The sequence below is a fragment of the Clostridium sp. Marseille-P3244 genome, from assembly GCF_900120155.1.
Classification (GTDB): domain Bacteria; phylum Bacillota; class Clostridia; order Lachnospirales; family Lachnospiraceae; genus Mediterraneibacter.
This window is the reverse complement of record NZ_LT635548.1, coordinates 268,896-295,184: the sequence shown is the minus strand read 5'-3', so window position 1 is coordinate 295,184 and position 26,289 is coordinate 268,896. Positions and strand designations below refer to the sequence as shown.

General features: G+C 49.5%; 20 protein-coding genes. All 20 read left to right on the top strand.

The window, feature by feature from the left end; translation table 11 throughout:
* The first annotated feature begins 361 nt into the window (after positions 1-361).
* The 20 genes from BQ7367_RS01315 (at position 362) to clpB (ending at position 26,243) form a co-directional block, all read left to right on the top strand.
* Positions 362-3,766: a PD-(D/E)XK nuclease family protein gene (locus BQ7367_RS01315; RefSeq protein ID WP_072523817.1), complete on the top strand. Its 3,405-nt coding sequence runs from the start codon at positions 362-364 to the stop codon at positions 3,764-3,766.
* A complete protein-coding gene (gene addA, locus BQ7367_RS01310) occupies positions 3,711-7,343 on the top strand; it encodes a helicase-exonuclease AddAB subunit AddA (RefSeq protein ID WP_072523816.1) in 3,633 nt (1,210 codons plus the stop codon). The genes BQ7367_RS01315 and addA overlap by 56 nt, the downstream gene beginning before the upstream one ends.
* Positions 7,340-7,612: a DUF1294 domain-containing protein gene (locus BQ7367_RS01305; protein WP_072523815.1), complete on the top strand. Its 273-nt coding sequence runs from the start codon at positions 7,340-7,342 to the stop codon at positions 7,610-7,612. Before addA ends, BQ7367_RS01305 begins: the two co-directional genes overlap by 4 nt.
* Before the next feature lie 177 nt (positions 7,613-7,789).
* Positions 7,790-9,001, top strand: a complete 1,212-nt coding sequence (locus BQ7367_RS01300; RefSeq protein WP_072523814.1) for an LL-diaminopimelate aminotransferase — start codon at positions 7,790-7,792, stop codon at positions 8,999-9,001.
* 270 nt (positions 9,002-9,271) lie between these two features.
* Positions 9,272-9,595: a PadR family transcriptional regulator gene (locus BQ7367_RS01295; RefSeq protein ID WP_072523813.1), complete on the top strand. Its 324-nt coding sequence runs from the start codon at positions 9,272-9,274 to the stop codon at positions 9,593-9,595.
* Complete coding sequence (locus BQ7367_RS01290; RefSeq protein WP_072523812.1) at positions 9,592-10,248, top strand: DUF1700 domain-containing protein; 657 nt, start codon at positions 9,592-9,594, stop codon at positions 10,246-10,248. Before BQ7367_RS01295 ends, BQ7367_RS01290 begins: the two co-directional genes overlap by 4 nt.
* A gap of 6 nt (positions 10,249-10,254) precedes the next feature.
* Positions 10,255-11,148: a DUF4097 family beta strand repeat-containing protein gene (locus BQ7367_RS01285; protein WP_072523811.1), complete on the top strand. Its 894-nt coding sequence runs from the start codon at positions 10,255-10,257 to the stop codon at positions 11,146-11,148.
* Between the two features lie 27 nt (positions 11,149-11,175).
* Positions 11,176-11,364, top strand: a complete 189-nt coding sequence (locus BQ7367_RS01280) for a PspC domain-containing protein (protein WP_072523810.1) — start codon at positions 11,176-11,178, stop codon at positions 11,362-11,364.
* 121 nt (positions 11,365-11,485) lie between these two features.
* The gene (locus BQ7367_RS01275) at positions 11,486-11,674 is read left to right on the top strand and encodes an alpha/beta-type small acid-soluble spore protein (protein ID WP_072523809.1); all 189 of its coding nucleotides are present in this window, start codon (positions 11,486-11,488) and stop codon (positions 11,672-11,674) included.
* A 92-nt stretch (positions 11,675-11,766) separates the two neighbouring features.
* Complete coding sequence (locus BQ7367_RS01270) at positions 11,767-12,441, top strand: WecB/TagA/CpsF family glycosyltransferase (protein ID WP_072523808.1); 675 nt, start codon at positions 11,767-11,769, stop codon at positions 12,439-12,441.
* 228 nt (positions 12,442-12,669) lie between these two features.
* Positions 12,670-13,761, top strand: a complete 1,092-nt coding sequence (locus BQ7367_RS01265; protein WP_072523807.1) for a PucR family transcriptional regulator — start codon at positions 12,670-12,672, stop codon at positions 13,759-13,761.
* Between the two features lie 252 nt (positions 13,762-14,013).
* Positions 14,014-14,700, top strand: coding sequence for a cell division ATP-binding protein FtsE (gene ftsE / locus BQ7367_RS01260; protein ID WP_072523806.1), 687 nt, complete (start codon positions 14,014-14,016; stop codon positions 14,698-14,700).
* On the top strand, positions 14,690-15,640 hold the full coding sequence (ftsX, locus tag BQ7367_RS01255) for a permease-like cell division protein FtsX (RefSeq protein ID WP_072523805.1): 951 nt from the start codon (positions 14,690-14,692) through the stop codon (positions 15,638-15,640). The genes ftsE and ftsX overlap by 11 nt, the downstream gene beginning before the upstream one ends.
* Positions 15,641-15,651: 11 nt before the next feature.
* The gene (locus BQ7367_RS01250; protein ID WP_072523804.1) at positions 15,652-16,764 is read left to right on the top strand and encodes a murein hydrolase activator EnvC family protein; all 1,113 of its coding nucleotides are present in this window, start codon (positions 15,652-15,654) and stop codon (positions 16,762-16,764) included.
* A gap of 148 nt (positions 16,765-16,912) precedes the next feature.
* A complete protein-coding gene (locus tag BQ7367_RS01245) occupies positions 16,913-18,223 on the top strand; it encodes a S41 family peptidase (RefSeq protein ID WP_235837514.1) in 1,311 nt (436 codons plus the stop codon).
* A 616-nt stretch (positions 18,224-18,839) separates the two neighbouring features.
* Positions 18,840-20,171, top strand: a complete 1,332-nt coding sequence (gene aspS / locus BQ7367_RS01235) for an aspartate--tRNA(Asn) ligase (protein WP_072523802.1) — start codon at positions 18,840-18,842, stop codon at positions 20,169-20,171.
* A 28-nt stretch (positions 20,172-20,199) separates the two neighbouring features.
* Positions 20,200-20,493, top strand: coding sequence for an Asp-tRNA(Asn)/Glu-tRNA(Gln) amidotransferase subunit GatC (gene gatC, locus BQ7367_RS01230; RefSeq protein ID WP_072523801.1), 294 nt, complete (start codon positions 20,200-20,202; stop codon positions 20,491-20,493).
* A 39-nt stretch (positions 20,494-20,532) separates the two neighbouring features.
* Positions 20,533-22,077 carry an Asp-tRNA(Asn)/Glu-tRNA(Gln) amidotransferase subunit GatA gene (gatA, locus tag BQ7367_RS01225; protein WP_442855322.1) on the top strand — a complete coding sequence of 515 codons (1,545 nt, stop codon included), beginning with the start codon at positions 20,533-20,535 and terminating at the stop codon, positions 22,075-22,077.
* A gap of 2 nt (positions 22,078-22,079) precedes the next feature.
* Positions 22,080-23,513: an Asp-tRNA(Asn)/Glu-tRNA(Gln) amidotransferase subunit GatB gene (gatB, locus tag BQ7367_RS01220; protein ID WP_072523800.1), complete on the top strand. Its 1,434-nt coding sequence runs from the start codon at positions 22,080-22,082 to the stop codon at positions 23,511-23,513.
* 126 nt (positions 23,514-23,639) lie between these two features.
* The gene (gene clpB / locus BQ7367_RS01215; protein ID WP_072523799.1) at positions 23,640-26,243 is read left to right on the top strand and encodes an ATP-dependent chaperone ClpB; all 2,604 of its coding nucleotides are present in this window, start codon (positions 23,640-23,642) and stop codon (positions 26,241-26,243) included.
* The last annotated feature ends 46 nt before the right edge of the window (positions 26,244-26,289 follow it).

Genomic DNA, 26,289 nt, shown 5'->3' with positions numbered 1-26,289 from the left:
GTATGGATCAAAAGATGAAAATACTTTCCTGCGTGCATGACAAAACGGACCGTCCCTCCAAGACAGCTATACGCAAAATTTTAAAAGTCGGCTCCATTTGTCACGTCTTTCTATATATCAGCGGAAAGTAATAATCATCTTTTCAGCTCCAATCCTGCAGGAGGCGGCATCTGCGCTCCCTTATTCTGGAAAGAGAATACCAGAAGAGGAGGAAAATGTCAATGCCTGTGGACCGGGTCAGATTTATCTGAACGCAGAAAGGGTTTTATGATATAATATACGATGACCGCGCGGGGAACTCTGCGCTGGCTTGGAGACCGGGACAGTGGATCGATTCGGTCAAGCATACAGGAGGATGGGTATGTCACTGCAGTTTATTTTTGGAAATTCAGGCAGCGGGAAGTCTTACTGCCTGTATAAGAGCATAATCGAAGAATCTATTCGGCATCCTAAGAAGAATTATTTGGTCCTTGTGCCGGAGCAGTTTACCATGCAGACACAGAAAGATCTTTGTCTGATGCATCCCAGGGGAGGGATCATGAATATCGATGTCTTAAGCTTCGGGCGTCTGGCTCACCGCATTTTTGAAGAAGTAGGACAGGATGACCGGCCGGTGCTGGACGACGAGGGAAAGAATCTGATCCTCCGCAAGATCGCCGGGAAATGTGAGGAGGATTTGTCTGTTCTTAAGGGAAATCTGAAAAAACAAGGATATATCAGTGAAGTAAAATCAGTGATATCTGAGTTTACCCAGTATGGAGTGGACCTTGACTGCCTGGACCGCTTTTTGGACACAATGAGCGAAGAAAGTTTCCTTTATTTCAAGTTAAAGGATATCCGGAGGCTTTATCAAGATTTTGAGGAATATCTGAGTGATAAATATATTACCAAAGAAGAGATGCTGGATGTACTTTGCAGCGCAGTTCCCAGGTCGGATATTTTAAAAGGCAGTGTGATCGCGATGGACGGTTTTACAGGTTTTACTCCGGTGCAGGACCGCCTGCTGAAAGAATTGCTGAAAGTGTGCGACAAGGTCATGATTACTGTGGAGATGGACGGAAGGGAGGATCCGTTTGTCTATACAACTCCTTATCAGCTGTTTGCCCTGAGCAAGCAGATGACAACGACACTGATAAAGATTGCCCGGGAAGCAGGAACAACGGTGGAGGAACCGATCTGTTTATATGCCAGGCCGCCTTATCGTTTCCGGGAAAATCCTGCCATGGCATTTCTGGAATCCGAGCTGTTCCGCTATTCCAGGAGAGAATACCACGGGAAAGAGGGGGAAGCTTTTGGGATTTCTCTTCACGAGGCGAGAAATCCGGCTCAGGAAGCCAGATATGTAGCCGGGAGTATTCGCAGGATGGTCCGGGAAAAGGGATACCGGTACCGGGATATTGCGGTGATTGCCTCCGATATGGAAACATACGCGGATCCTCTGGAGAAGGCCTGCCGGACATTTGATATTCCGGTTTTTATGGACTATAAGAAAAGCATCCTCCAGAACGCGTTTGTGGAGTATCTGCGCAGTCTTCTGGGGATGGCAGAGCAGAATTTTACTTATGAGAGCGTATTCCGCTATCTGCGTACAGGTCTGTGCGGGTTTTCCAGAGAAGAGACAGACAGGCTGGAAAACTACTGCCTGGCGTTGGGCAACAAAGGATACAGGAAATGGCAGCAGGCCTGGGTCAGAAAAACTTCCGGGATGACGGAGGAAGAACTGGATGAGCTTAATCATCTTCGTGTAAGATTCGTGGAGAAGACAGACGGTCTTGTGCAGATCCTAAAACAGAGGAGCAAGACAGTGAAGGATGTGACCCTTGCTGTCTATGAGTATATTGCCCGGGAGAAACTGCAGGAGAGACTGGCAGAGATGGAACAGGGATTTCAGGCAGCTTCTGAGCTGGCTCTTGCAAAAGAATACGCCCAGATTTACCGTATCGTGCTGGAACTGTTTGATAAATTTGTGAAGCTTCTGGGTGACGAGCGGGTTTCTCTGAAAGAATATTGTGATCTTCTGGATGCCGGACTGGAAGAGGCAAAGGTAGGAGTGATACCGCCCAGTCTGGATCAAGTGGTGATCGGAGATGTAGAGCGTACCAGGATCAAAAATATCAAGGCTCTGTTCTTTGTGGGCGCGAATGATACGCTTCTTCCGGGAAATACAGGGGCTTCGGGGTTTCTGTCAGAGCGGGACAGAGAGGTGTTTAAAAAGGAAGACATTATACTGGCACCCGGGCCGAAAGAAAAGATATACACTCAGAAATTTTATCTGTATATGAACCTGACGAAACCCACAGAAAGTCTGTCGATATCCTGGGCAAAAGTGTCCGGTGACGGAAAAACTTTACGGCCTGCGTATCTTGTACAGGATATCTGCCGCCTTTTCCCGGATGTATCCCCCTACGATGAGGAGAATCGGAAGTTCGCGGAGCAGGAGATAACAAGAAAGACAGGGATCCTGAAAGTGGCAGAAGGGCTTAGAGAGCGCCATGCCGGGATCAGTGAAGAGTGGAAGGAATTGTATACCTGGTTTTTGTCAGATGAAAAAAGCCGGGAGCGTATAGAAGCTGTTTTACATGCGGCTTTTTTACAGAGAGACAGCGGCAGGCTGGGAGCAGAACGGGCGGAAAAGCTTTACCCGGACCGGGACCGTGTCAGCGTGACACGGCTGGAACAGTTCGCCTCCTGCGCCTATGCACATTTCCTAGCGTATGGACTTCGGCTTGCAAAGCGGGAAGAATACAATTTTCAGGCTCTGGATCTGGGAAATATCGCTCATCAGTCGTTGGAGAGATTTTCCAGAAAGGCAGACAGGGAGGGGCTGAAATGGACGGATATGCCGGATGAAAAAAGGAAGGAACTGATCGAGGAGAGCGTAGAGGAGAGTGTGATCGATTATGGCAATACGGTTTTATTCAGCTCTGCGCGCAATGAATATATGATCCAGCGGATCCGAAGGCTTATCAGCAGATCTGTGTGGGCGCTTACCAGGCAGATGGAAAAAGGAGATTTTGTGCCAAGCGGGTATGAGATGAAATTCGGGAGCGGAAAGATCGACCGGATCGATACTTGTGAGGATGAGGAACATGTTTATGTAAAAGTGACAGATTATAAGACCGGGATGAAGAGCTTTGACATCACCGCGCTCTACCATGGGCTCCAGATGCAGCTTCCTGTGTATCTGAACGCGGCGCTCGGCGTGGAAAAAGAGAGGCATCCGGGAAAGGAGATCGTCCCCGCGGGCATCTTTTATTATAAAATCCAGGATCCGGTTGTTCCCGAGGCCGACAGTGATGAAGCGGTGGAAAACAATATTTTAAAAGAATTGAGGCTGGATGGTATTGTCAACAGCGATGAGAGGGTGCTCTCTCATCTGGAGAGAGATCTCTTAGGATCTTCCGTGCTGTTCCCCTTTGGAAGGAATAAAGACGGAACTCTGAGCAGGAACTCCCGTGCGCTTCCGGGAGAGCTGTTTGAGACAGTGCTGGAGTATGCAAAAGACAAGGAACAAAGTCTGAAAGAAGAAATGTATCAGGGAAAAGTCCAGGCAGATCCATACCAGTTGGGAGAGGCCTCCGGGTGCGATTACTGTGTGTACCATGATATCTGCGGGTTTGATCAGCGGATCAGCGGATATTCCTTTAAAAGGCTTGAGAAATTTTCCCTGGAGGAAGCGGTGGATAAGATGGCAGAGGAGGTGAATGGAAATGAGCGTAGAGTGGACGCAGGAGCAGAGAAAAGTCATAGAGACCCGGAATCGTAATATCCTGGTCTCCGCGGCAGCCGGTTCGGGGAAAACAGCGGTTTTGGTTGAGCGTATCATCCGACGGCTGACAGAAGAACACCCGGTCAGTGTGGATCAGCTGTTGATCGTGACATTTACAGAGGCGGCCGCGTCTGAGATGAAGGAAAGAATCCGGGAGGCTCTGGAGAGAAAGCTGGAAGAGCACCCGGAGAACGGACATCTGGAGCAGCAGGCTACTCTGATCCACAGCGCCGCTATTACGACCATCCACAGTTTCTGCCTTTCGGTCATCCGGGATCATTTTCATGTGATCGGTATCGATCCGGGTTTCCGGATTGCTGAGGAAGGGGAATTAAAGCTTCTGAAAGAGGATGTCCTGGATGAACTTCTGGAAGACTGCTATGCAGAAGGCGATAAAGAATTCCTTGCTTTTGTGGACCGGTATGGGAGCGGCAGAAGCGACAGGAAAGCCGGGGAGCTGATCCTGAAACTGTACGAATATTCCCGGAGCTATCCCCAGCCTGAGAAATGGCTGGATTCCTGTGTGGACGCATATCGGTACGGCACAGAAGAAACCCGCCTTGATCTGGCGTCCAGGGCTGTGTGCCAGGCGCGGATGCGCATGGAAGACATGTGCCGCATGCTGGAAAAAGGCCGCCGGATGTGTGAAGCGCCGGATGGACCTTATATGTATGGAGATATGCTGGAATCGGATCTGGAGGGCATGGAGAGGCTGAAAGAGGCAGAAGATCTTGACAGGATGTATGAACTGGTCCAGGGCTTTGTCTGGAAACGTCTTTCCCCCAAAAAAGATGAGACAGTATCCGCTGAAAAGAAAGAACAGGTAAAAAGACTTCGGGAACAGGTAAAAAAGCTGTTCCAGGATATGAGAGAGTCCTATTTTTATGCGCCCCGTAAAGAGTGGCAAAAGGAGATGGAAAAGACATGTCCGTCCATGGAAATGCTCTCCAGACTGGTAAAGAGATTTTCAGACATGTTGAGGGACAGAAAGCAGAGCAGAAATCTGATTGATTTTAGTGACATGGAACAGTTTGCTCTTGCGATTCTGACAGAGGAACAGGATGGCAGGCTGGTACCTTCCACTGTGGCGGCAGAGTATCAGGAACGTTTTGAAGAAGTGATGATCGATGAATATCAGGACAGCAATCTGGTCCAGGAGTCGATTTTGAACAGTGTTTCCAGGATGAGCCGGGGCAGGAATAATATCTTTATGGTGGGAGATGTGAAGCAGAGTATCTACAGTTTCCGGCTTTCCCGGCCGGAGCTTTTCATGGAGAAGTATGAGACTTACAGCCTCACAGACAGTGAGACCCAGAGGATCGACCTGCACAAAAATTTCCGCAGCCGTCCCGAGGTTCTTAACAGTGTCAACTATATTTTCCGCCAGATTATGGCCAGGGAGTTAGGCGGGATCGAATATGATGACAGCGCGGCCCTATATCCCGGAGCTCAGTTTCCTCCTTTTTTGGACGCAGAGGCATTTCCGGAATTTACAGACCGGACAGAACTGCTTTTGTACTGTCCGGATACGGAAGAGGTGAGCCAAGTACAAGAGGGGAAGGGACAGGAGAGCAGCCGAAAGCCGGAGGCCCGTATGATCGCCGGGCGGATCCGGGAGTTGATGCAGAATGGCGCCGTAGTAGACAGAGACAGTGGAACGTACCGAAAGATCCGGTACCGTGATATTGTGATCCTGACCAGAAGCGTGAAAGGATGGGCAGAGGATTTTACGTCTGTATTAACAGAAGAAGGGATTCCGGCACATTCGGTGAGCCGGGAAGGATATTTCGAGACTTATGAGGTGAGTGTTCTTCTGGACTATCTGAAACTTCTGGATAATTTCAGACAGGATCTTCCCCTGACCGCGGTGCTGACTTCGCCTTTTGGGAATATGAGCGCGGAAGATCTGGCGGAGATAAGGATTGCGTTTCCCGATCTGCCTTTTTATCAGGCTGTTACAGAGTATGCGGCGCCGGAGTACCATCCGGCAGATGGAGGGGGAATCCGCAGGCAGGAGCAGCTTCGCAATGTACTTTGCCGGATATCGTATTTCCGTGAGAGGGTATCTTATACACCTGTTCATGAACTGTTGACAGAGATCATAGAGACAACAGGATTTGACATTTATATCACAGCCATGCCAGGGGGAGCTCAGCGCATGGCAAATGTGGAAATGCTGGAGGAAAAGGCAGCGGCTTTCGAAAAGACAAGTTACAAAGGGCTGTTTCATTTTGTGCGCTATATCGAACAGCTCAAAAAATATGATGTGGACTACGGAGAGGCGGGGATTTTTGACGAACAGGCGGACACGGTCCGCATTATGAGTATCCATAAAAGCAAGGGCCTGGAGTTCCCGGTGGTATTTGTGGCAGGGCTGGGAAAGAGATTCAATATGCAGGATACGAAGGGAAGTGTGATCCTTCATCCGGAGTGGGGGGCCGGGCTGGATCATATCGATCTGGAACGGAGGACCAAGACGCCTACATTTTTGAAAAAGATCATCCGGGAGGAGTCCTGTCTGGAGACGCTGTCCGAAGAGATGAGGATCCTCTATGTGGCCATGACTCGCGCGAAAGAAAAGCTGATTCTGACAGGCTGCGCGGACCACAGGGAAGCCGAGGCCGTGATCGGAGAGAGAGGAGAGTTCCGTACAGCAGGCGCCAGAACGTATCTGGACTGGGTGCTGCCGGCCCTGCTGTCAGAGGGGACCGGGACGATCAGGCAGGATGCTCCGGTTGATGTCCGCTTTTTTACAGGAAAGGATCTGGAGGCCGGAAAAGCGGTGGAGCGGACTACGGAGCAGGTGGCGCTGGATGTGCTGACGCACTGGGATGTGAAAAAAACTTTTGTGCCTGAACTTGAAAAACAGCTGACAGAGCAGATGGATTATGTGTATCCTTATGCGGCCCAGGAAAGCATGAAGCTGAAATTTACAGTTTCCGAGCTGAAAAAACATTCTGTTTTGTCTGAGGAGGCCGGAGAAGAGATGTACAGGGAACCAGAGACCGTTCCCCTTTTGCCGGGCTTTCTGCAGAGGGAAGAGGAACTTACAGGGGCATCTCGGGGAAGTGCCTATCATAAATTGCTGGAACTGCTGGATTTTACTGTTGATTATGATGAGACAAGTCTGCCAGAAGCAGTGGAAGATCTCTTAAGAGCCGGCAGGATTCCGCGAGAGATGGCGGAGTGTATCCGTCCTGGAGATATTCTTGAATTTCTTCGCTGTGAGAGCGGCCGGCGGATGAGAAAGGCTGCCCGGAAGGGCGTGCTTTTTAAAGAGCAGCCTTTTGTGCTCAGCATGGATGCAGAAGAGCTTTATTCCAAGAGCAGTCTGGCGGCGGATGCCGGAGAAAAAATTCTTGTCCAGGGGATCATTGACGTGTATTTTGAGGAACCGGACGGACTGATCGTGCTGGACTATAAAACAGACCGGGTGAAGAGCGCGGACGAGCTGAAGGAAAAATACCATGCCCAGCTGGATTATTATGCCAGGGCACTGACGCAGCTGACAGAAAAACCGGTAAAGGAAAAGATTATCTATTCATTTACGCTCAGGGAGGAAATCAAAGTATGAAGATTCTGATCGGTTATCTGATCCTGGTCAACGGGATCACAATGATTCTGTATGGTATGGATAAATGGAAGGCAAAGGCAGGAAAGTGGAGGATCCCCGAGCGTACCCTTCTGCTGTTTACTCTGGCAGGCGGCTCTGTGGGGGCTCTGGCGGGGATGCTGATGTTCCGCCACAAGACAAGGACCGCGAAATTTGTCATCGGAGTGCCGGTGATGCTGGTCGTACACTGCGTGATCGTCGCGGCGGCGGTGATAAGACTTGCGGGATAAAAGCAGCGGGCTCTGGAAGCAGCATGGGCAAAAAGGGCTTTTCATAAGAAAGATTTTCTGTTATGATAGAGTGCAGAAAAACAGAGCGGGTTCTGATACTCCCACGGTACCGCAATGGGGCGGGAAGGGGGAGCAGTCCCGCTTTTTGTAATTTTACGGGAAAGGAAAAGGATAAATATGGTAAAACTGAATGAAAATTATTTAAATGTAAAAGAAAGTTATCTCTTTGCCGAGATCGCCAGGAGAGTGAGCGCCTACGAGGAGGCACATCCAGCACAGGCAGAGAGGATCATCCGTCTGGGAATAGGCGATGTGACCCGCCCTCTGACGAAAAGCGCTATTGAGGCCCTCCACGAGGCGGTGGAGATGCAGGCTGACGGGGCGACGTTTAAAGGATACGGACCGGAACAGGGGTATGAGTTTATCCGCAGGGCGGTATCTGAATATTATGCGCGAAACGGGGTGAATGTAGATCCGGATTCCGTATTCATTTCTGACGGGGCCAAGAGTGACACGGGAAATATTACAGAACTGTTCTCCATGGAGAATGTGATCCTTGTGCCGGATCCGGTCTACCCGGTGTATGTGGATACAAATATCATGGACGGCAAACAGATCATATATATGAACGGAACAGAGGAAAATGATTTCCTTCCTATGCCGGATGATTCGGTGACAGCAGACGTGATCTACCTGTGTTCACCAAACAATCCTACCGGCGCGTGCTACAGTAAAGAACAGCTGCAGGCCTGGGTAGATTACGCGCTCAGAAATAAGGCAGTGATCTTATTCGACTCCGCTTATGAGGCCTTTGTCTCTGAAACGGATCTGCCCCGCAGTATCTATGCGGTGAAGGGGGCGGAAAAATGTGCCATTGAATTCTGCTCTCTCTCAAAAACAGCCGGATTTACAGGAACCCGTTTCTCCTATACAGTGGTACCGAAAGCACTGACTTTCCCTTCTTCTGCTGGAGAGGAAATGAGCCTGCATGATATGTGGAACAGAAGACAGTCTACCAAGTTTAATGGGACACCTTACATTATCCAGTATGCCGCGGCTTCTGTGCTTACCGAGAAAGGCATGAAGGAGTGCATGGAAAATATTTCGTATTATATGGAGAATGCGGCTGTGATTGCCGATACGCTCCGAAGGAATCATATTCCATTTACCGGAGGGGTGAATTCCCCGTATATTTGGTTTAAATGCCCGGACGGAATGGATTCCTGGCAATTTTTTGACCGTCTTCTGGAGAAGGCTCAGGTGGTCGGAACTCCGGGCGCGGGCTTTGGCGTGAATGGCAAATACCATTTTCGACTGACTTCATTCGGCACTCATGAAAAGACGAAAGAAGCCATGGAGCGGTTTGAAGCCATGCTGAAAGGTGTGTAAGAATGTTGCGCCATAAGGAAAAAGGTTGACACAGGATTTAAAAAATATTTGCAGATGCCGGCAGGCGTCTGACTGAGAAGCGCTGTGACAGAGCGCTTCTTTTTATAACTTGAGCCAGACAAAAGGGTTTGGAGCAGATCTTTGGAAAGTCTTAAGAAACAGTTTTATATAACTTAAGTAATATTATATTGACACTCTATATTATATAAAATATAATATAGAAAACAGCACAATACAGTGCTTCCGGTATTGTGCAGAAAGGGTGATTGGATGATATTTAACACGGGCGCGGCACTTCTGGATGCCATTGTGCTTGCTGTTGTCTCCCGGGAGGATGAGGGAACCTACGGCTACCGCATTACTCAGGATGTGCGTAAAGTCATTGATGTGTCAGAATCGACGTTGTATCCGGTCCTGCGCAGGCTTCAGAAAGATGAATGTCTGGAAGTATATGACAGACAGTTTGACGGCAGGAACAGAAGATACTATAAAGTGACATCCCAGGGGATGGCGCAGCTGAATCTGTATAAATCAGAATGGAAGACATATACTCATAAGATCAACGCAATATTTGAGGGAGGTGTGACTGCATGAACCGTATTGGATTTTTAGCTGAACTAGAAAGACTGCTGGCGGATATGCCGGAGGAAGAGCGGCGCGCGGCGGTTCAGTATTATGCAGATTATTTTGCCGACGCCGGGGAGGAAAAGGAAGCGGATGTACTCCGGGAACTGGGAAGCCCCAGAAAGGTGGCCGAGTCGATCAAATCGGACTACTATGGAACGGAGTTCAATGAATCAGAATTTGACCAGAAAAATTGTATGGAAAAGTATGGGAAGACTTCCGGCTGTAAGAAAGAAAAAAGCGAGGAGGACTCAAGGCCATGGACCAGCGGAAAAGTGAAACTGCTTCTTATTGTGCTGATCGTGATCGCTGTGTGGCCTGTTTCTCTGGGCGCGGCCGGTATCGTGCTGGGTATTGTTGCCTCAGTCGTATGCTTTTTTGCAGGACTTGTGATCGCGGCTGTATGCATTATGATCGCGGGGGTGGCGGTAGCAGGAATGGGAATCGCCCTGTTTGTGATCCCTCCGGCGGCAATGATTGTTACAGGAGTGGGACTTCTGTTATTTGCGGTGGGACTTGCCGCGACAGTCGGAACAGTAAAGCTCTGCATCCTGGTATATCCGGCGATGATCAGAGGTTTCGTGAACCTTTGCAGACGTCCGTTTTATGGAAAGGCGGTGTAACAGAGAATGAGCAGGAAATGGAAGGTATTCTGGATTGTGGTCGCCGCGCTGGCCGCGGCGGGGATCTTTCTGACGGCTGCCGGGATTGTAATGGGAGGCCTGACAGATCTAAGCAGCAGAGAAGACGAACGGATTGTAAGTTCCTGGCTGAACCGGCTTGGCCTTGGGAGTTCTGAAAGTACGATAGCGATGTCTGATGGGGGAGATATCGCAAACGATGGAGATCCGGATTCTGGATATGTGCCGGGAGAACCCAATGGAACTACGGTGACCGCCTATGAAGATATCTCAGAGATGGATTTTGATATTGCGGCTGCCGGTTTGAGTGTTCAGGCTTATGACGGGGAGAAGATCATTGTAGATATTTCCGAACTGAGAGAGGATCTGCAGGATGACGTGGCGGTCTTTCGGGAGGACGAAAAGCTTAAGGTTGAAATGGAGAGCCATGGGAAATGGAATACAAATGATACCGGATTGATCCGTGTCAGTGTTCCTGCGGATGCTTCATTTGAAAAAGTTTCCGCCCATGCGGGAGCGGGATTTATTCAGATGGACGCGCTGGATGCTTCCGAGATTTCTGTCGATGTTGGGGCAGGGCAGGGGATCCTTACATCGTTTTATGCAGATATTCTGGAAGCGGACTGCGGAGCCGGACAGATCATACTGGAAGGAGAAGTGTATGATGAGGCAGATATTAGCTGCAATATCGGAGAAGTACTCTATACTGTCCCGGGAGAGCCTGAGACTTATGATTATGAGGTGACCTGCGGTATCGGTGAGGTTGTGATCGGGTCAGAGGCCTACAGCGGGCTGAACGATAAACTGGAGATAGACAATGGAAGCGGGACAGGGATCCGCGCGGACTGTGGTCTGGGAAGGATCGAGATCATATTTGAGTGAAAATTTTGAGAGTAGGAGGTATTAGCTGTGAATGAGAAAAGACTATATCGGTCGAGGAAGAGCAAGATGATCTGTGGGGTATGCGGAGGCATCGGAGAATATTTTAATATAGATCCTACGCTTATACGTCTGGTATTTATACTGTTTGGCTGCACAGGAGGCGGGATACTGGCATATATCATCGCGGCGATCATTATTCCGGACAATCCGGAGTAGAGTTATCAGAATATTCACGGAAAAGGGGTCAGGCACCTTTTAAAAGGTGCCTGACCCCTTTTCCGTGAATATTCTGTCTTCTTTCTGGCCATACTCCTGAAAAACAGAAAGAAGGAATATTATGGCAAAGAAGAAAGACAGGCCGATCGACCTGGATCATCTGGAACCAGAAGAAAAAATAAAATATGAAGTCGCGGAAGAACTGGGACTTCTTGACAGGGTACTGAGCCAGGGCTGGAAATCTCTTACTTCAAAAGAGACCGGAAGAATCGGAGGACTGGTGACGAAAAAGAAAAAACAGAAACAGTAAAATCTTTACAAAAAACAGTATATTTGATAAAATTGTACAGCCGGGAATAAGATTAGGTACCAGTATACACAGAGGCTGTAGGTGATATAGGTATGTCAGATAAGATAAATATCCTTGGAGTCGAAATGGACTGCCTCAGCGCGAAAGAAGCCATGCTTCAGGCAATGCAGTTTATGGAGAACGGCTCAGTGGATACCATAGAGATCCTGTCCATGGATGTCCTGATGAACGGAAGAGATGACCTGAAATGGAAGGAACTGTTAAAAGAGATAAAGATCGTACTTCCGGGTGAGGCAGAAATACTTGAGGCAGCAGAGGTATACGACAGAGTACAGATAAAGGAAGCCGCTAACAGGACCTTTTTCAGGATGTTGATGAAATATTTTCAGAAAAACAAAAAGAGAATTTTCCTTCTGGCTGACACAGAGGAAAGACTTGAACGGGCCGGTGCGGCAGCGTCCGGCTATAACCGGGGACTGCGTCTGTCAGGCCGGGGCCTGCTGGATCCGGACGGGAGCACGGAAGAAAATATCATCAACGATATCAATGGAACGGAGACAGATTGTATAATATCTGTTCTGTCATCTCCTTATCAGGAACAGTTTATTACAAGGAACAGGACTCTGCTTAACGCAAAACTTTGGTTGGGCTGTGGCTCTATGTTTGAGAAAAGCCAGGAGGAACGAATGCCTCTTGGCCAAATCCGACATTTCTTCCTAAAAACGATGTTCCGGCGGAGAGTAGAAAAGCAGCAGAAAGAAGAGTAAAACGCCCGATATGGGCCTCCAGGCTTGATTTGTGAACAATGTCTAAGCATGAAAATGTGAAATTTTTGTAAAATATTTGAGGAAATGCATAAAAAAAGTGTATTTCCTCTTTCTTTTTTTGCTGTTTTGCATTAATATAATATTTGAGTATGCAAATGGGAGGATTTTTTTGGCTCAAAATTTGTGAAAATTATACATGGGACAAATCGGAGGAGTGGAGGAAAAAACATGATTTCTAATCAGATACTTCAAAACACGATCGAAGGGCTAAAGGGAATTTCAAGAGTTGATTTCTGTGTGCTTGACACAGAAGGGAAGGAACTGGCGGCTACATTTGAGAATGAGCAGGACCGGGCAGAAGCGGTACTTTCTTTTGTAGAATCCCCGGCGGACAGCCAGGTGATCCAGGGCTGTCAGTTCTTTAAAATATTCGATGAACAGAGGCTGGAATATGTACTTCTCGCCGACGGGGACAGCGAAGACGCATACATGCTGGGAAGGATCGCTGTGTTCCAGATCCAGAGTCTTCTGATCGCTTATAAAGAGCGGTTTGACAAGGACAATTTTATAAAAAATCTCCTTCTTGACAACCTGCTCCTGGTGGATATTTATAATCGCGCGAAAAAATTACATATTGACACAGAAGTAAAACGTGTTATCTTTATTATTGAAACATCGCACGAAAAGGACAATGCCGCCCTTGAAAACGTGAGGAATCTGCTCGGCGGGAAGTCAAAAGACTTTATTACTGCCGTAGATGAGAAAAATATCATCGTGGTCAAGGAACTCTCGGAGAAGGACGGAAACAAAGAGCTGGAGAAGATGGCGGGAGAGATGCTGGAAACACTCCACAGCGAGAGCGAAGAGGAGCAGATCCGCATTGCCTACGGCACCATTGTCAATGACATCAAAGAAGTCTCCAAGTCATATAAAGAGGCAAAGATGGCTCTTGATGTAGGGAAGATTTTCTTTGATGAAAAAGATATTGTGGCGTTTACCACTCTCGGTATCGGAAGACTGATCTACCAGCTTCCGATCCCCCTGTGCAAGATGTTTATCAAAGAGATTTTCGAGGGGAAATCTCCGGACGATTTTGATGAGGAGACATTGACGACTATCAATAAATTCTTTGAGAACAGTCTCAATGTATCAGAAACGTCCAGACAGCTTTATATTCACAGAAATACTCTTGTATATCGTCTGGATAAGCTTCAGAAAAGTACAGGACTTGATCTTCGTGTGTTTGAGGATGCCATTACATTCAAGATCGCGTTGATGGTAACGAAATACATGAAGTACATGGAGTCGCTGGAATATTGATATCTGACAAGCCCTGCATCACGCGGACGGGACCGCCGCGCGTGCTTGCACGCAAAGAGCGGAAACGGGAGCGTGATATCGGGCGCTCAGCCCAAGCGAGATGGAGGCATAGCCGAAATCGAGCGTGCAGGGCGAAAGCCGTGAGCGGACGGGATCGCCGCGCGTGCTTGCACGCAAAGAGCGGAAACGGGAGCGTGCAGGACCAGATATCTGAAAATACGCAGGAGTATAGGTAATTAGTAGGAGGAACATATGATTGAGTTAAGGAACGTGACGAAGGAGTACACCAAAGGAAACGCCGCCCTTAACGGGGTCTCCGTGAAGATTGAACGGGGAGAGTTCGTGTTCATCGTCGGGGACAGCGGTTCGGGTAAATCAACACTGATCCGTCTGATCATGAAAGAACTGAATCCGACAGAGGGTACGATCATAGTCAACGGTCAGAATCTGAATCGGATGAGACACCGCCACATTGCGCGGTACAGAAGAGGACTTGGAGTTGTATTCCAGGATTTCCGTCTTCTGAAAGACAGAAATATATATGAGAATATCGCATTTGCCCTGCGCGTGACAGAGACGCCGACAAGGATCATCAAAAAGAAAGTGCCAGCAGCCCTTTCTTTAGTTGGACTTGCTCAGAAATATAAGTCATTCCCAAGGGAACTTTCCGGAGGAGAACAGCAGCGAGTCGCGATCGCGAGGGCACTTGTGAATGAGCCTGCCATTTTGTTGTGCGACGAGCCGACTGGAAATCTGGATCCGACAAACTCATGGGAAATCATGAGTATCTTGAAGGAGGCAAACGAGCGTGGGACAACAGTTCTTGTCGTGACGCATAACCAGGAGATCGTGAACGAGATGAACGAGCGCGTGATTACCATGAAACAGGGCGTGATCGTCAGTGATGAACAAAAAGGTGGGTATATAGATGAGGATTAGTACATTAGGATACGTAGGAAAACAGGGTATCAAGAATATCTGGAGGAACAAGATGTTTTCACTCGCATCCATTGCGACGATGTCTGCTTGTATCTTCCTGTTTGGTCTATTTTTTTCAATAATCGTTAATTTCCAGTATATCATTCGAACGGCAGAAGAAGGTGTCGCGATCACGGTATTTTTTGATGAGGACGCCACAGATGCCCAGAAGGATGCGATCGGAGAGGCACTCGAATCCCGGGATGATGTTTCAGAGGTGAGATATGTCTCGGCAGAACAGGCATGGGACGAGTTCCAGGAGCAGTATTTCGGGGATAATCCGGAGCTGGCAGAAGGGTTTAAGAATGATAATCCGCTGGCAAGTTCGGATAATTATGAAGTATACATGAAGACTTCGGAAGACAGCGGAAACCTGCTGTCACGGAGCCGTTCACTTTCAGAGACCCAGAGCGATCTTGTAGAGTTTGCCCAGGGGCTGGACGGTGTCCGTGAGGTCAACAGATCTGATGTGGTTGCCAATACACTTTCGAGTGTAAATACACTGGTAGCAGTGGTGTCCATCGCGATCATAATCATTCTGTTCGGAGTATCTATTTTCTTGATCAGTAATACGGTTACTATGGGTATCACGGTCCGGAAGGAAGAGATCGCGATTATGAAATATATCGGAGCCAAGGATTTTGTTGTCCGGTCTCCGTTTGTGATCGAAGGTCTTATTATTGGTATTTTTGGCGCGGCGATCCCTCTTGTACTGCTGTTTTTCCTTTACGACAAGGCTGTGCAGTACATTATGGAGAAGTTCAGTATCCTGCAGAATATTATCGATTTCCTGCCGGTGACGACAGTTTACCAGATACTTCTCCCGGTTGGTCTGATCATGGGAATCGGAATTGGTTTCCTTGGAAGTTTCTTTACCGTGCGGAAGCACCTGAAAGTTTAGGAGGCGCTTTTATGAAAAGACGAATGAGAAAACTGGCGGGGCTCTTCCTGACTCTGACAATGATATTAGGGCTGGCTTGTAATGTAAGCGCTACTACCAGCGAGGACATCAGTGACGCTCAGCAGAAGGCGGACGATCTGGAGGAACAGAAAAACGCGGCCGAGGCTGAACAGGACACTTTGGCAGGGCAGCTGGACAGTATTCTGGCGGACATAAAAGATACAGAGGCCAAGCTGGAAGACAAGAAAGCAGAAGTGGAAGAAGTCGAGAATGAGCTCGCTCAGGCAAAGATCGACGCGAACAACCAGTATGAGAGCATGAAAGTCCGCATAAAATACATGTATGAGAGTGGTGGGAATCAGCTTGTTGAAGTGCTCATGGAAAGTAAAAATATGGGCGATTTTCTCAACAAAGCGGAGTATGTTTCTCAGATTTCCGAATATGACAGGAATGAACTGATCAAGTATCAGGAGACTGTCCAGGAGGTAGAGGAGAAGGAGGAGCAGATCCAGTCAGAGTATGAGGAACTGGATACGCTCCAGACTGAACTGATCACACAGCAGGAAGAAGTTCAGACGCTGATCGACAGCAATGAGGCTGAACTTGCGGATATCCAGTCGCAGATTGATGAAAATGCGAGTCTTCTTGAGGAACTGCAGCAGAAGGCGGCAGAAGAGGCGAGAGTCCAGCAGGAAAGCGGCGGGACCAGCTACATACAGGGCGGCGGGATCGTAGTCAGCGGGAACGGGTATTTTACCCATCCCTGCCCGGGATATACATATCAGTCCAGCTATTTCGGCGAGGTCCGTTCTTTTGATCCGACGCCCCATAACGGGAATGATTATGCGGCCCCGGCAGGAACGCCGACCTACGCGGCAGCGGCAGGTACAGTGATCATAGCGGGGTGGAGTTACAGCGCAGGGAACTGGGTGGTTATTGACCATGGGAACGGACTCGTGACAAAGTATATGCACCACAGTGCTCTGTGTGTTACTGCCGGTCAGTATGTGGAGAAAGGACAGCAGATCGGCGCAGTAGGGACTACCGGATATTCAACTGGAAATCATTTGCACTTTCAGGTAGAACTGAATGGAGTTCCAGTGAATCCGGACACGTATCTGTGATATATACCAGCCTGCAGTAACAGAGCTGGATAAGACAAGGGAGGACAAAGTGGAAGAAGTGTTCCACTTTGTCTTTCTTGCAGTTTTGAGGATGATCCGGGGAATAAGACGCTTGCAGGGTTGTAAAAAATCGTGAGGAGTGATGTTTATGGACTGGAAAACAGAACAGACAATATCGGAAAATTCAGAGAGCAAAAGTACAGAAGCAGAAAAGAGTGGCAGGAATTTAATGGAAAGCGCAAGGAATCCAAAGAGCGGCCCCAAATTCTGGCCGGGTGTTCTGGCGGGAGTGGCCGCGACGCTTTTTGCATTCGCAGGTATCAAAGGAGGAACGTATCTTTTTGAACATATATTTGGAAACAGTTTTGCGTCGGACGGGATATCTGAGACGGATGTAGAGGAGAAACTGGATCAGATCAACGGGCTGATCGAAGACTATTATCTTTATGAGGATGAAATTGATGAGGACGCTCTGATCGACGGTATTTATTCCGGGTATGCCACTGCGCTGGGCGACCCTTATACAGAGTATTATGACGAAGAAGAGACAAAAACTCTGGAAGAATCGACCAGTGGGGTATTCTCGGGGATTGGGGCACTTATGTCTAAAAACGCGGGCAGCGGCGAAGTCGTGGTTGTCAATGTATATGAGGATTCACCGGCGGAAAAGGCAGGGTTGAAGGATGGAGATATCATTTCTCAGGTAGACGGTAAAACGACTTCGGGCGAAGATCTGAGCACGGTGGCTTCCTGGGTAAAGGGAGAGAAAGGTACGGATGTAGTCCTTCATGTGCTCAGAGAGGGGGAAGAACTGGAGCTGACTGCCACCCGTGATGATATCGAAACCCAGACGGTCTATTATGAGATGAAAGATGAACAGACCGGATATATTGCTGTCAGTGAATTTGACGACGTCACTTACGAACAGTTCGAGACTGCGCTGAATGAGCTGGAAGCACAGGGCATGGAAGGCCTGGTGATCGATCTGCGGGGAAACCCGGGAGGAAATCTGACCACGGTGACAGACATGTTAAAGCTCCTGCTTCCGGAAGGCACGATCGTATCTACAAAAGATAAATACGGTAATACAGAGGAAATTACCTGTGACGGTGAAAATGAATTTACAAAGCCACTGGCAGTACTTGTGAATGAATACAGCGCCAGCGCCGCGGAAATATTCAGCGCTGCGGTGCAGGATTATGGCACCGGGATGATTGTAGGAACGACGACTTACGGTAAAGGAGTCGTTCAGCAGATTATTGATCTGGGAGACGGCAGCTGCCTGAAACTTACGATTGCGGAGTACTATACTCCAAACGGGCGGAGCATCAATGGGACTGGTGTAGAGCCGGATATAGAAGTAGAATATGAATATAATGAGAATGATCCTGAGGCAGATAATCAGTTGGATAAGGCTCTGGAGACAGTTCGGGGAATGCAGGGACAGGTTAAAAATTAACAGAAGATATTAGTATAAAAAACCAATTGTCAGACAAGAAAAATATAAAAAAAGATATGTGTATTCAAAAAAATACAATCCAAGGTGAAAAAAGTTCTTGCAAAATGAATATCATGGTGATAATATATGAAACATATTTTTAACAGACTAAAGTGTTAAAATGGAAAAGGCAATGAACAAGACTCCGGTCTTCAGAAACTGACAGGAAGGAGGCGTCACCGACTGAGAGCGCCGGACAGCGGAGAAGACTGTGGGAACACTTGGGAGCTGACTGTCTGAACTAATAGTAGGGCGGTACGGAAAAGCATACGTTACATGCAAAGAGAGGAACCGAAAGCACTTGACGAGAGCAAGCGGCAGTGCAGGTCGAGTCCTAGTGCGAGGTTGTTCCGTGAGATTAGCGAGAGCAAGCGGAAGCGCAGCTTGAGGTTAGCGAACGGGACTTCCTTAAAAAGTGCACTTGACGAGAGCAAGCGGCAGCGCAGGTCGAGTCCTGGTGCGAGGTTCAATGCGGGTGGTACCGCGGATTTTATCTTGATAATTTCCGTCCCGGGATACTGATGTATCCCGGGATTTTTTCTGTTCCGGGATGCTGGATCTGAAAGGAGAAAGAAAAATGGAACTGGTAAAAGGAGTAAAAAGAGCAGAAACTTTGGAACTTGATGAACTTCTCGAAGAAACAGTGCGGGGAAAACAGGTCAAAGTCAGTGGAGCCGTGCATACAATCCGCGACATGGGGAATATAGCATTCATTATTCTTCGTAAACGCGGCGGACTGCTGCAGTGTGTGTATGAAAAAGACATGTCAGGATTTGACTTAAAAGACATCAAAGAAGGTGCTGCCATAGAAGTGTCAGGCACGGTTGCGGAGTCAGCGAAAGCGCCCCGGGGGATTGAAATCCGATTGCGGGGAATTCGGATACTGAGCCAGCCTGAAGCGCCTATGCCGCTGGCAGTATCCAAATGGAAACTGAACACTTCCCTGGAGGCCAAACTGAATTACCGTGCTATTTCTCTCAGGAATATCCGGGAACGGGCAAGATTTCGGATTCAGGAGGGGCTTGTGCGGGGGTTCCGTGATTTTCTGTACATGGAAGGTTTTACAGAGATCCATACTCCAAAGATCGGGGCCAAGAGCGCGGAGGGCGGAGCCAACTTGTTCCGTCTGGACTACTTTCACAGACCGGCGGTGCTCCAGCAGAGTCCTCAGTTCTACAAGCAGATGATGGTGGGCGTTTTTGACCGTGTATTTGAGACGGCGCCGGTGTTCCGGGCAGAGAAGCATAATACAAAACGTCATCTGAATGAATATACGAGCCTGGATTTTGAGATGGGCTATATTGACGGGTTTGAAGACATTATGGCAATGGAGACGGGGTATCTCCAGTACAGCATGGAACTTCTTAAGAGAGAGTACGGCGAAGAACTTCGGATCCTGGAAATTGAACTACCGAAGACGGATGAGATCCCGGCAGTAAGATTTGATGAGATCAAGCGGGCAGTATCGGAAGCCTATGGAAGGAAGATCAGAAGCCCTTATGATCTGGAACCGGAAGAGGAAACACTGATCAGCCGTTACGCAAAAGAAAAATGGGATGCGGATTTTGTGTTTGTGACCCATTATCCTTCAAAAAAGCGTCCTTTCTACGCAATGGACGATCCGGAAGATCCCACATATACGTTAAGCTTTGACCTTCTGTTCCGGGGCATGGAGATCACTACAGGAGGCCAGCGGATCCACGATTACCACAGCCTTCTGGGAAAAATGGAAAAACGGGGGATGACGGAAGAAGGCATGGAACAGTATCTGAGCGCTTTCAAGTACGGGATGCCGCCTCACGGAGGGCTGGGAATCGGACTGGAGCGTCTGACGATGAAGCTGACGGGAGAAGACAATGTACGGGAAGCGACCTTGTTCCCAAGAGATATGAGCAGGCTGGAACCCTGACAGAGAGGCAGAGGTAAGGAGGGCAGTTATGGCAGAGAGAATAACAGATGAAATGATCGAATATGTGGGGATCCTGGCTAAGCTGGAACTGACAGCGCAGGAGAAAGAAACTGCAAAAGCGGATATGGAGAAGATGCTGGACTATATCGACATACTGAATGAACTGGATACTTCGCAGGTGGAGCCTATGACACATATTTTCCCGGTCAGCAATGTGTTCCGGGAAGATGAAGTGAGAAACGCAGACGGAAGAGCAGAAACGCTTGCTAATGCGCCTCAGAAAAAGGGCGACTGTTTCGAGGTGCCCCGGACCATCGGATAGAGGAAAGAACAGAAAAGCAGCATCGGAAAAATAAAACAAATGAACGGACAGAATCCGGGAAAGGCGGTGGCGGCAGTGGAATTGTTAGAACTGACAGCCCTTGAGCTGAGCAGAAAGATAAAATCCGGCGAGATCACGGTGAAAGATGGGGTGGAAGCAGTGATCAACCGCATAAAAGAAGCGGAGCCGGTGATCCACAGTTATATTATGATCGATGAAGAACGGGCGTATAAACAGGCGGAACAGGTACAGAGCCGGATCCGCGCGGGAGAGCTTACCGGCCCTCTGGCCGGGGTCCCGGCGGCAGTGAAGGATAACCTTTGCACGGAAGGGATGCCGACGACATGCGCATCCAGGATACTGGAAGGCTTCCGGCCGGCTTATACAGCAGAGGCTGTGAAGAACATACAGGATGCCGGGATGATCATCATTGGAAAGACAAATATGGATGAATTTGCCATGGGGAGCACAACGGAGACCTCTTACTTTGGCCCGACAAGGAACCCCCATAATACAAAACATGTGCCGGGCGGTTCTTCCGGGGGCTCCTGCGCGGCAGTGGCGGCGGGAGAATGCTTCGGGGCGCTGGGTTCCGATACCGGTGGTTCCATCCGACAGCCCAGTTCCCACTGCGGCGTGGTGGGACTGAAACCGACCTACGGGACGGTTTCCAGATACGGGCTGGTGGCTTACGGTTCGTCCCTGGATCAGATCGGTCCCATAACGAAAGATGTGTCTGACTGCGCGGCATTTCTGGAGGTGCTGGCATCGTATGACCAAAAGGACAGCACTTCCGTAAGAAGAGACGACTATCATTTTACAGACAGCCTGACGCAGGATATCAGGGGGATGAGGATCGGAATCCCGCAGGACTATATGGGAGAAGGGCTTGACCCGGAAGTACGGGATGCGCTCATGAAGGCGGCAGAAGTGCTGAAAGATCAGGGCGCTGTCGTGGAGACATTTGATCTGGGACTGGTAAAATACGCGGTCCCGGCTTACTATACGATCGCGTCCGCGGAGGCCAGCTCGAACCTGAGCCGGTTTGACGGGGTAAAATACGGCTATCGCGCAGCGGACTATGAAGGCCTTCACAATATGTATAAAAAGACCCGTTCCGAGGGATTCGGAGAAGAAGTAAAACGGAGGATCATGCTCGGTTCTTTCGTTCTGAGTTCAGGCTATTACGATGCGTATTACCTGAAAGCACTCAGAACAAAGGCCCTGATCAAGCAGGCGTTTGACCGGGCGTTTGAATCCTATGACCTGATCCTGGGTCCGGCGGCTCCTTCTACGGCGCCGGAACTGGGGAGGAGCCTGAGCGATCCGCTGAAAATGTACCTGGCGGATATCTATACGATTTCTGTGAATCTTGCGGGACTTCCCGGAATCAGCGTGCCGGCGGGAAGAGACAGCAAAGGCCTGCCGATCGGCATGCAGCTGATCGGAAATGTGTTCGGAGAAAAGACACTGCTCAGAGCAGCCTATACCTTTGAATGCGCCACAGAAAAAATGTTTGAAAAACAGGCAGAGATACCTAAAGAGGCGCAGACAGCCTTTTCTGACGGAAAGGGGGCGTTTTAAGCATGGCAAAACAATACGAGACAGTTATCGGACTGGAGGTCCATATTGAGCTGGCGACAAAGACGAAGATCTTCTGTGGCTGCAGTACCGAGTTCGGAGGAGAACCCAACGCTCATACGTGCCCGGTGTGCACGGGAATGCCGGGGGCCCTTCCGGTACTCAACCGGCAGGTCGTGGAATACGCCCTGGCGATGGGGCTGGCTGCCAACTGTGAGATCACGCGCATGTGCCGGTTTGACCGGAAGAATTATTTCTATCCGGACAATCCGCAGAATTACCAGATCTCCCAGCTTTATCTGCCCATCGCAAGAAACGGGTATGTAGAGATCGAGACGGCAGGCGGGACGAAGAGAGTGCGCATCCACGAGATGCATATGGAAGAGGATGCGGGAAAGCTGATCCACGATGAATGGGACGACACGTCCCTTGTGGATTACAACCGGAGCGGGGTGCCGCTGATCGAGATCGTATCAGAACCGGATATGCATTCCGCTAAGGAAGTCATCGCGTATCTTGAGAAGCTGCGCATGACCGCGCAGTATCTGGGGATTTCGGACTGCAAACTGCAGGAAGGATCCATGCGGGCGGATGTGAACCTGTCAGTCAGAGAAGCGGGAACGGACATCCTGGGAATCAGGACGGAGATGAAGAATCTGAACTCCTTCAAGGCGATCACCCACGCCATCGAGGGGGAGAGAGAGCGGCAGATCGAACTGCTGGAGGAGGGAAAGGCCGTCACCCAGGAGACCCGGCGGTGGGATGAGAACAAGGAACAGTCCTACGCCATGAGATCCAAGGAGGATGCCAAAGATTACCGGTATTTCCCGGATCCGGATCTGATCCCGGTGGTCATCAGCGACAGCTGGATCGAGGAAGTCAGATCCCGTCAGCCGGAGATGCGACCGGAAAAAATAGAGAGATATCAGAGAGAATATGAGATCCCCCGGTATGACGCGGAGATCATTACAGAATCAAAGAAACTGGCAGACCTGTTTGAAGAGACCGTGAAGATCTGCGGCAGACCCAAACAGACGGCAAACTGGATCATGGGCGAATTGTTCCGGCTTATGAAAGAGAGCGGGACACAGGCGGAGGATCTGAAACTGTCGCCTGCCCATCTGGCGGGGCTGATCGAACTGATCGACCAGGGCAGCATCAGCAGTTCCGTCGGGAAGAAAGTGTTTGAAAAAATCTTTGCTGAAGATGTAGATCCGGTGCAGTACGTAGAGGAACATTCCTTAAAGACAGTGAATGATGAAGATGCCCTCAGAGCGGCTGCGGAGAAAGTGATCTCCGATAATCCTCAGGCTGTGGATGACTATAAAGCCGGAAAAGAAAAAGCCTTTGGGGCTCTGATGGGTCAGACCATGAGAGCGCTGAAGGGCAAGGCAGACCCGGCAGCGGTGAGAAAAGTGCTGGAAGAGTTATTGCAATGAACGTAAAAGATATGTGATTCCATGCGGTAAAACAAATTAGCACTCAAACCTTGACATGGCTAATAACTCTTGCTATATTACTAATAGAACACGAGATTATGCGTGGTCAGCAAGGAGGAAAATGCCATGAATATTAATAGATTTACACAAAATTCACTTCAGGCTGTCCAGAACTGTGAGAAGATCGCCGCGGATAACGGCAATCAGGAGCTGGCGCAGGAGCATCTGCTCTATGCGCTGCTCACACAGGATGACAGCCTGATTTTAAAATTATTGGAAAAAATGAGCATCCAGGGCCAGTTCTTCATCAACCGTGTGGAACAGGCCATCGGTAAGCGGCCGAAAGTCCAGGGCGGTCAGGCTTATGTGGGACAGGATCTCAATAAAGTCCTCATTCATGCAGAAGATGAGGCAAAACAGATGGGGGACGAGTATGTCTCTGTGGAGCATCTGTTTTTAGCCCTGTTAAAATATGCAAGTAAAGATATGAAACAGCTTTACCGGGAGTTTGGCATCAGCAGAGAGGGATTTCTGCACGCATTGTCCACAGTCAGAGGCAATCAGAGAGTGACAAGCGACAATCCGGAAGCAACCTATGATACGCTGAACAAGTACGGACAGGATCTGGTAGAGCGTGCCCGGGATCAGAAACTAGATCCGGTCATCGGGCGGGATGAAGAGATCCGGAATGTGATCCGTATCCTGTCGCGTAAGACAAAAAACAATCCGGTGCTTATCGGAGAGCCCGGCGTCGGGAAGACGGCTGTTGTGGAAGGACTGGCACAGCGGATCGTCAGCGGGGATGTCCCGGAAGGGCTGAAGGAAAAAACGATCTTTTCCCTTGATATGGGAGCGCTTGTAGCCGGTGCCAAATATCGGGGCGAATTCGAGGAACGTTTAAAGGCAGTCCTTGAAGAGGTGAAAAACAGCGACGGAAAGATCATTCTGTTTATCGATGAGCTTCATACAATCGTAGGAGCCGGAAAGACCGACGGCGCAATGGACGCGGGAAATATGCTCAAGCCAATGCTGGCCAGAGGTGAACTGCACTGTATCGGCGCCACCACACTGGATGAGTACCGTCAGTATATCGAGAAAGACGCGGCTCTGGAGCGACGGTTCCAGCCGGTGATGGTAGATGAGCCTACGGTGGAAGACGCAATTTCGATCCTGCGCGGACTGAAAGAGCGTTATGAAGTTTTCCACGGCGTGAAGATCACGGACAGCGCTCTTGTGGCGGCAGCCACGTTGTCAAACCGTTATATTTCGGACCGGTTCCTGCCGGACAAGGCTATTGACCTTGTGGATGAAGCGTGCGCCCTGATCAAGACAGAGCTGGATTCCATGCCGACAGAGCTGGATGAACTGCGCAGAAGGGTCATGCAGCTGGAGATCGAGGAGGAAGCCCTCAAGAAAGAGGACGACCGTCTGAGCAAAGAGCGCCTGGAACATCTCCAGGAAGAGCTGGCGGGACTGAAAGAAGAGTACGCCGGCAAAAAAGTGCAGTGGGAGAATGAGAAGACATCTGTGGAACGCGTGCAGAAGATCCGCGAGGAGATCGAGCAGGTCAATAAAGATATCCAGAAAGCCCAGCGGGAGTATGACCTGAACAAGGCCGCCGAGCTTCAGTACGGCAGACTGCCCCAGCTGCAGAAACAGCTGGAGGAAGAAGAGGAGAAGGTAAAGGCAAAAGATCTGGCCCTTGTCCATGAGGCCGTCACGGAAGAGGAGATCGCGCGCATCGTTTCACGGTGGACCGGGATCCCGGTGGCGAAGCTGAACGAGAGCGAGAGGAATAAGACGCTCCACCTGGCGGATGAACTCCACAAAAGGGTTATCGGACAGGACGAAGGGGTGGAACTTGTGACAGAGGCCATCATCCGTTCTAAGGCAGGGATCAAGGATCCCGGGAGGCCGATCGGTTCATTTTTGTTCCTCGGGCCTACCGGAGTGGGCAAGACAGAGCTCGCGAAGGCGCTGGCACAGAGCCTGTTTGACGATGAGAACAACATGGTGCGGATCGATATGAGTGAGTACATGGAGAAATACTCTGTGTCCAGACTGATCGGAGCGCCTCCGGGATATGTGGGATACGATGAGGGCGGCCAGCTTACAGAGGCAGTCCGCAGGAAGCCGTACTCGGTGGTTCTGTTCGACGAGATCGAGAAGGCGCATCCGGATGTGTTCAATGTGCTCCTCCAGGTGCTGGATGACGGGCGGATCACGGATTCCCAGGGGCGGACCGTGGACTTCAAGAATACGATCCTGATCATGACATCCAACATCGGAGCAGGTTATCTGCTGGAAGGGATCCATGAAGACGGCACCATCGATGAGAAGTGCCAGGAACTGACCATGAATGACCTGAAAGCTCACTTCCGTCCGGAGTTTCTGAACCGGCTGGATGAAATTATCATGTTCCGGCCATTGACGAAACAGAATATCCGTGCCATTATTGATTTGTTGATATCGGATGTTAACAGACGGCTTGAGGAGAAAGAGCTGAAGATCGAACTTACAGAAGAGGCGAAAGATTTTGTGACAGAGGGAGGTTACGACCCGATGTACGGCGCAAGACCTCTGAAGCGCTACCTGCAGAAAAATGTTGAGACTCTTGCCGCAAGGCTGATCCTCGGCGGAGATGTGGGGCGGGGCGATACGATCCTGATCGATGTGGCCGACGGGAAGCTGACTGCATCCGTAAAAGGACAGGTCAGGCCGGCAGACTGATCCGGGAATTCCTGTATTTTCCTCAGCTGGGGAGTACGGCGGAAGG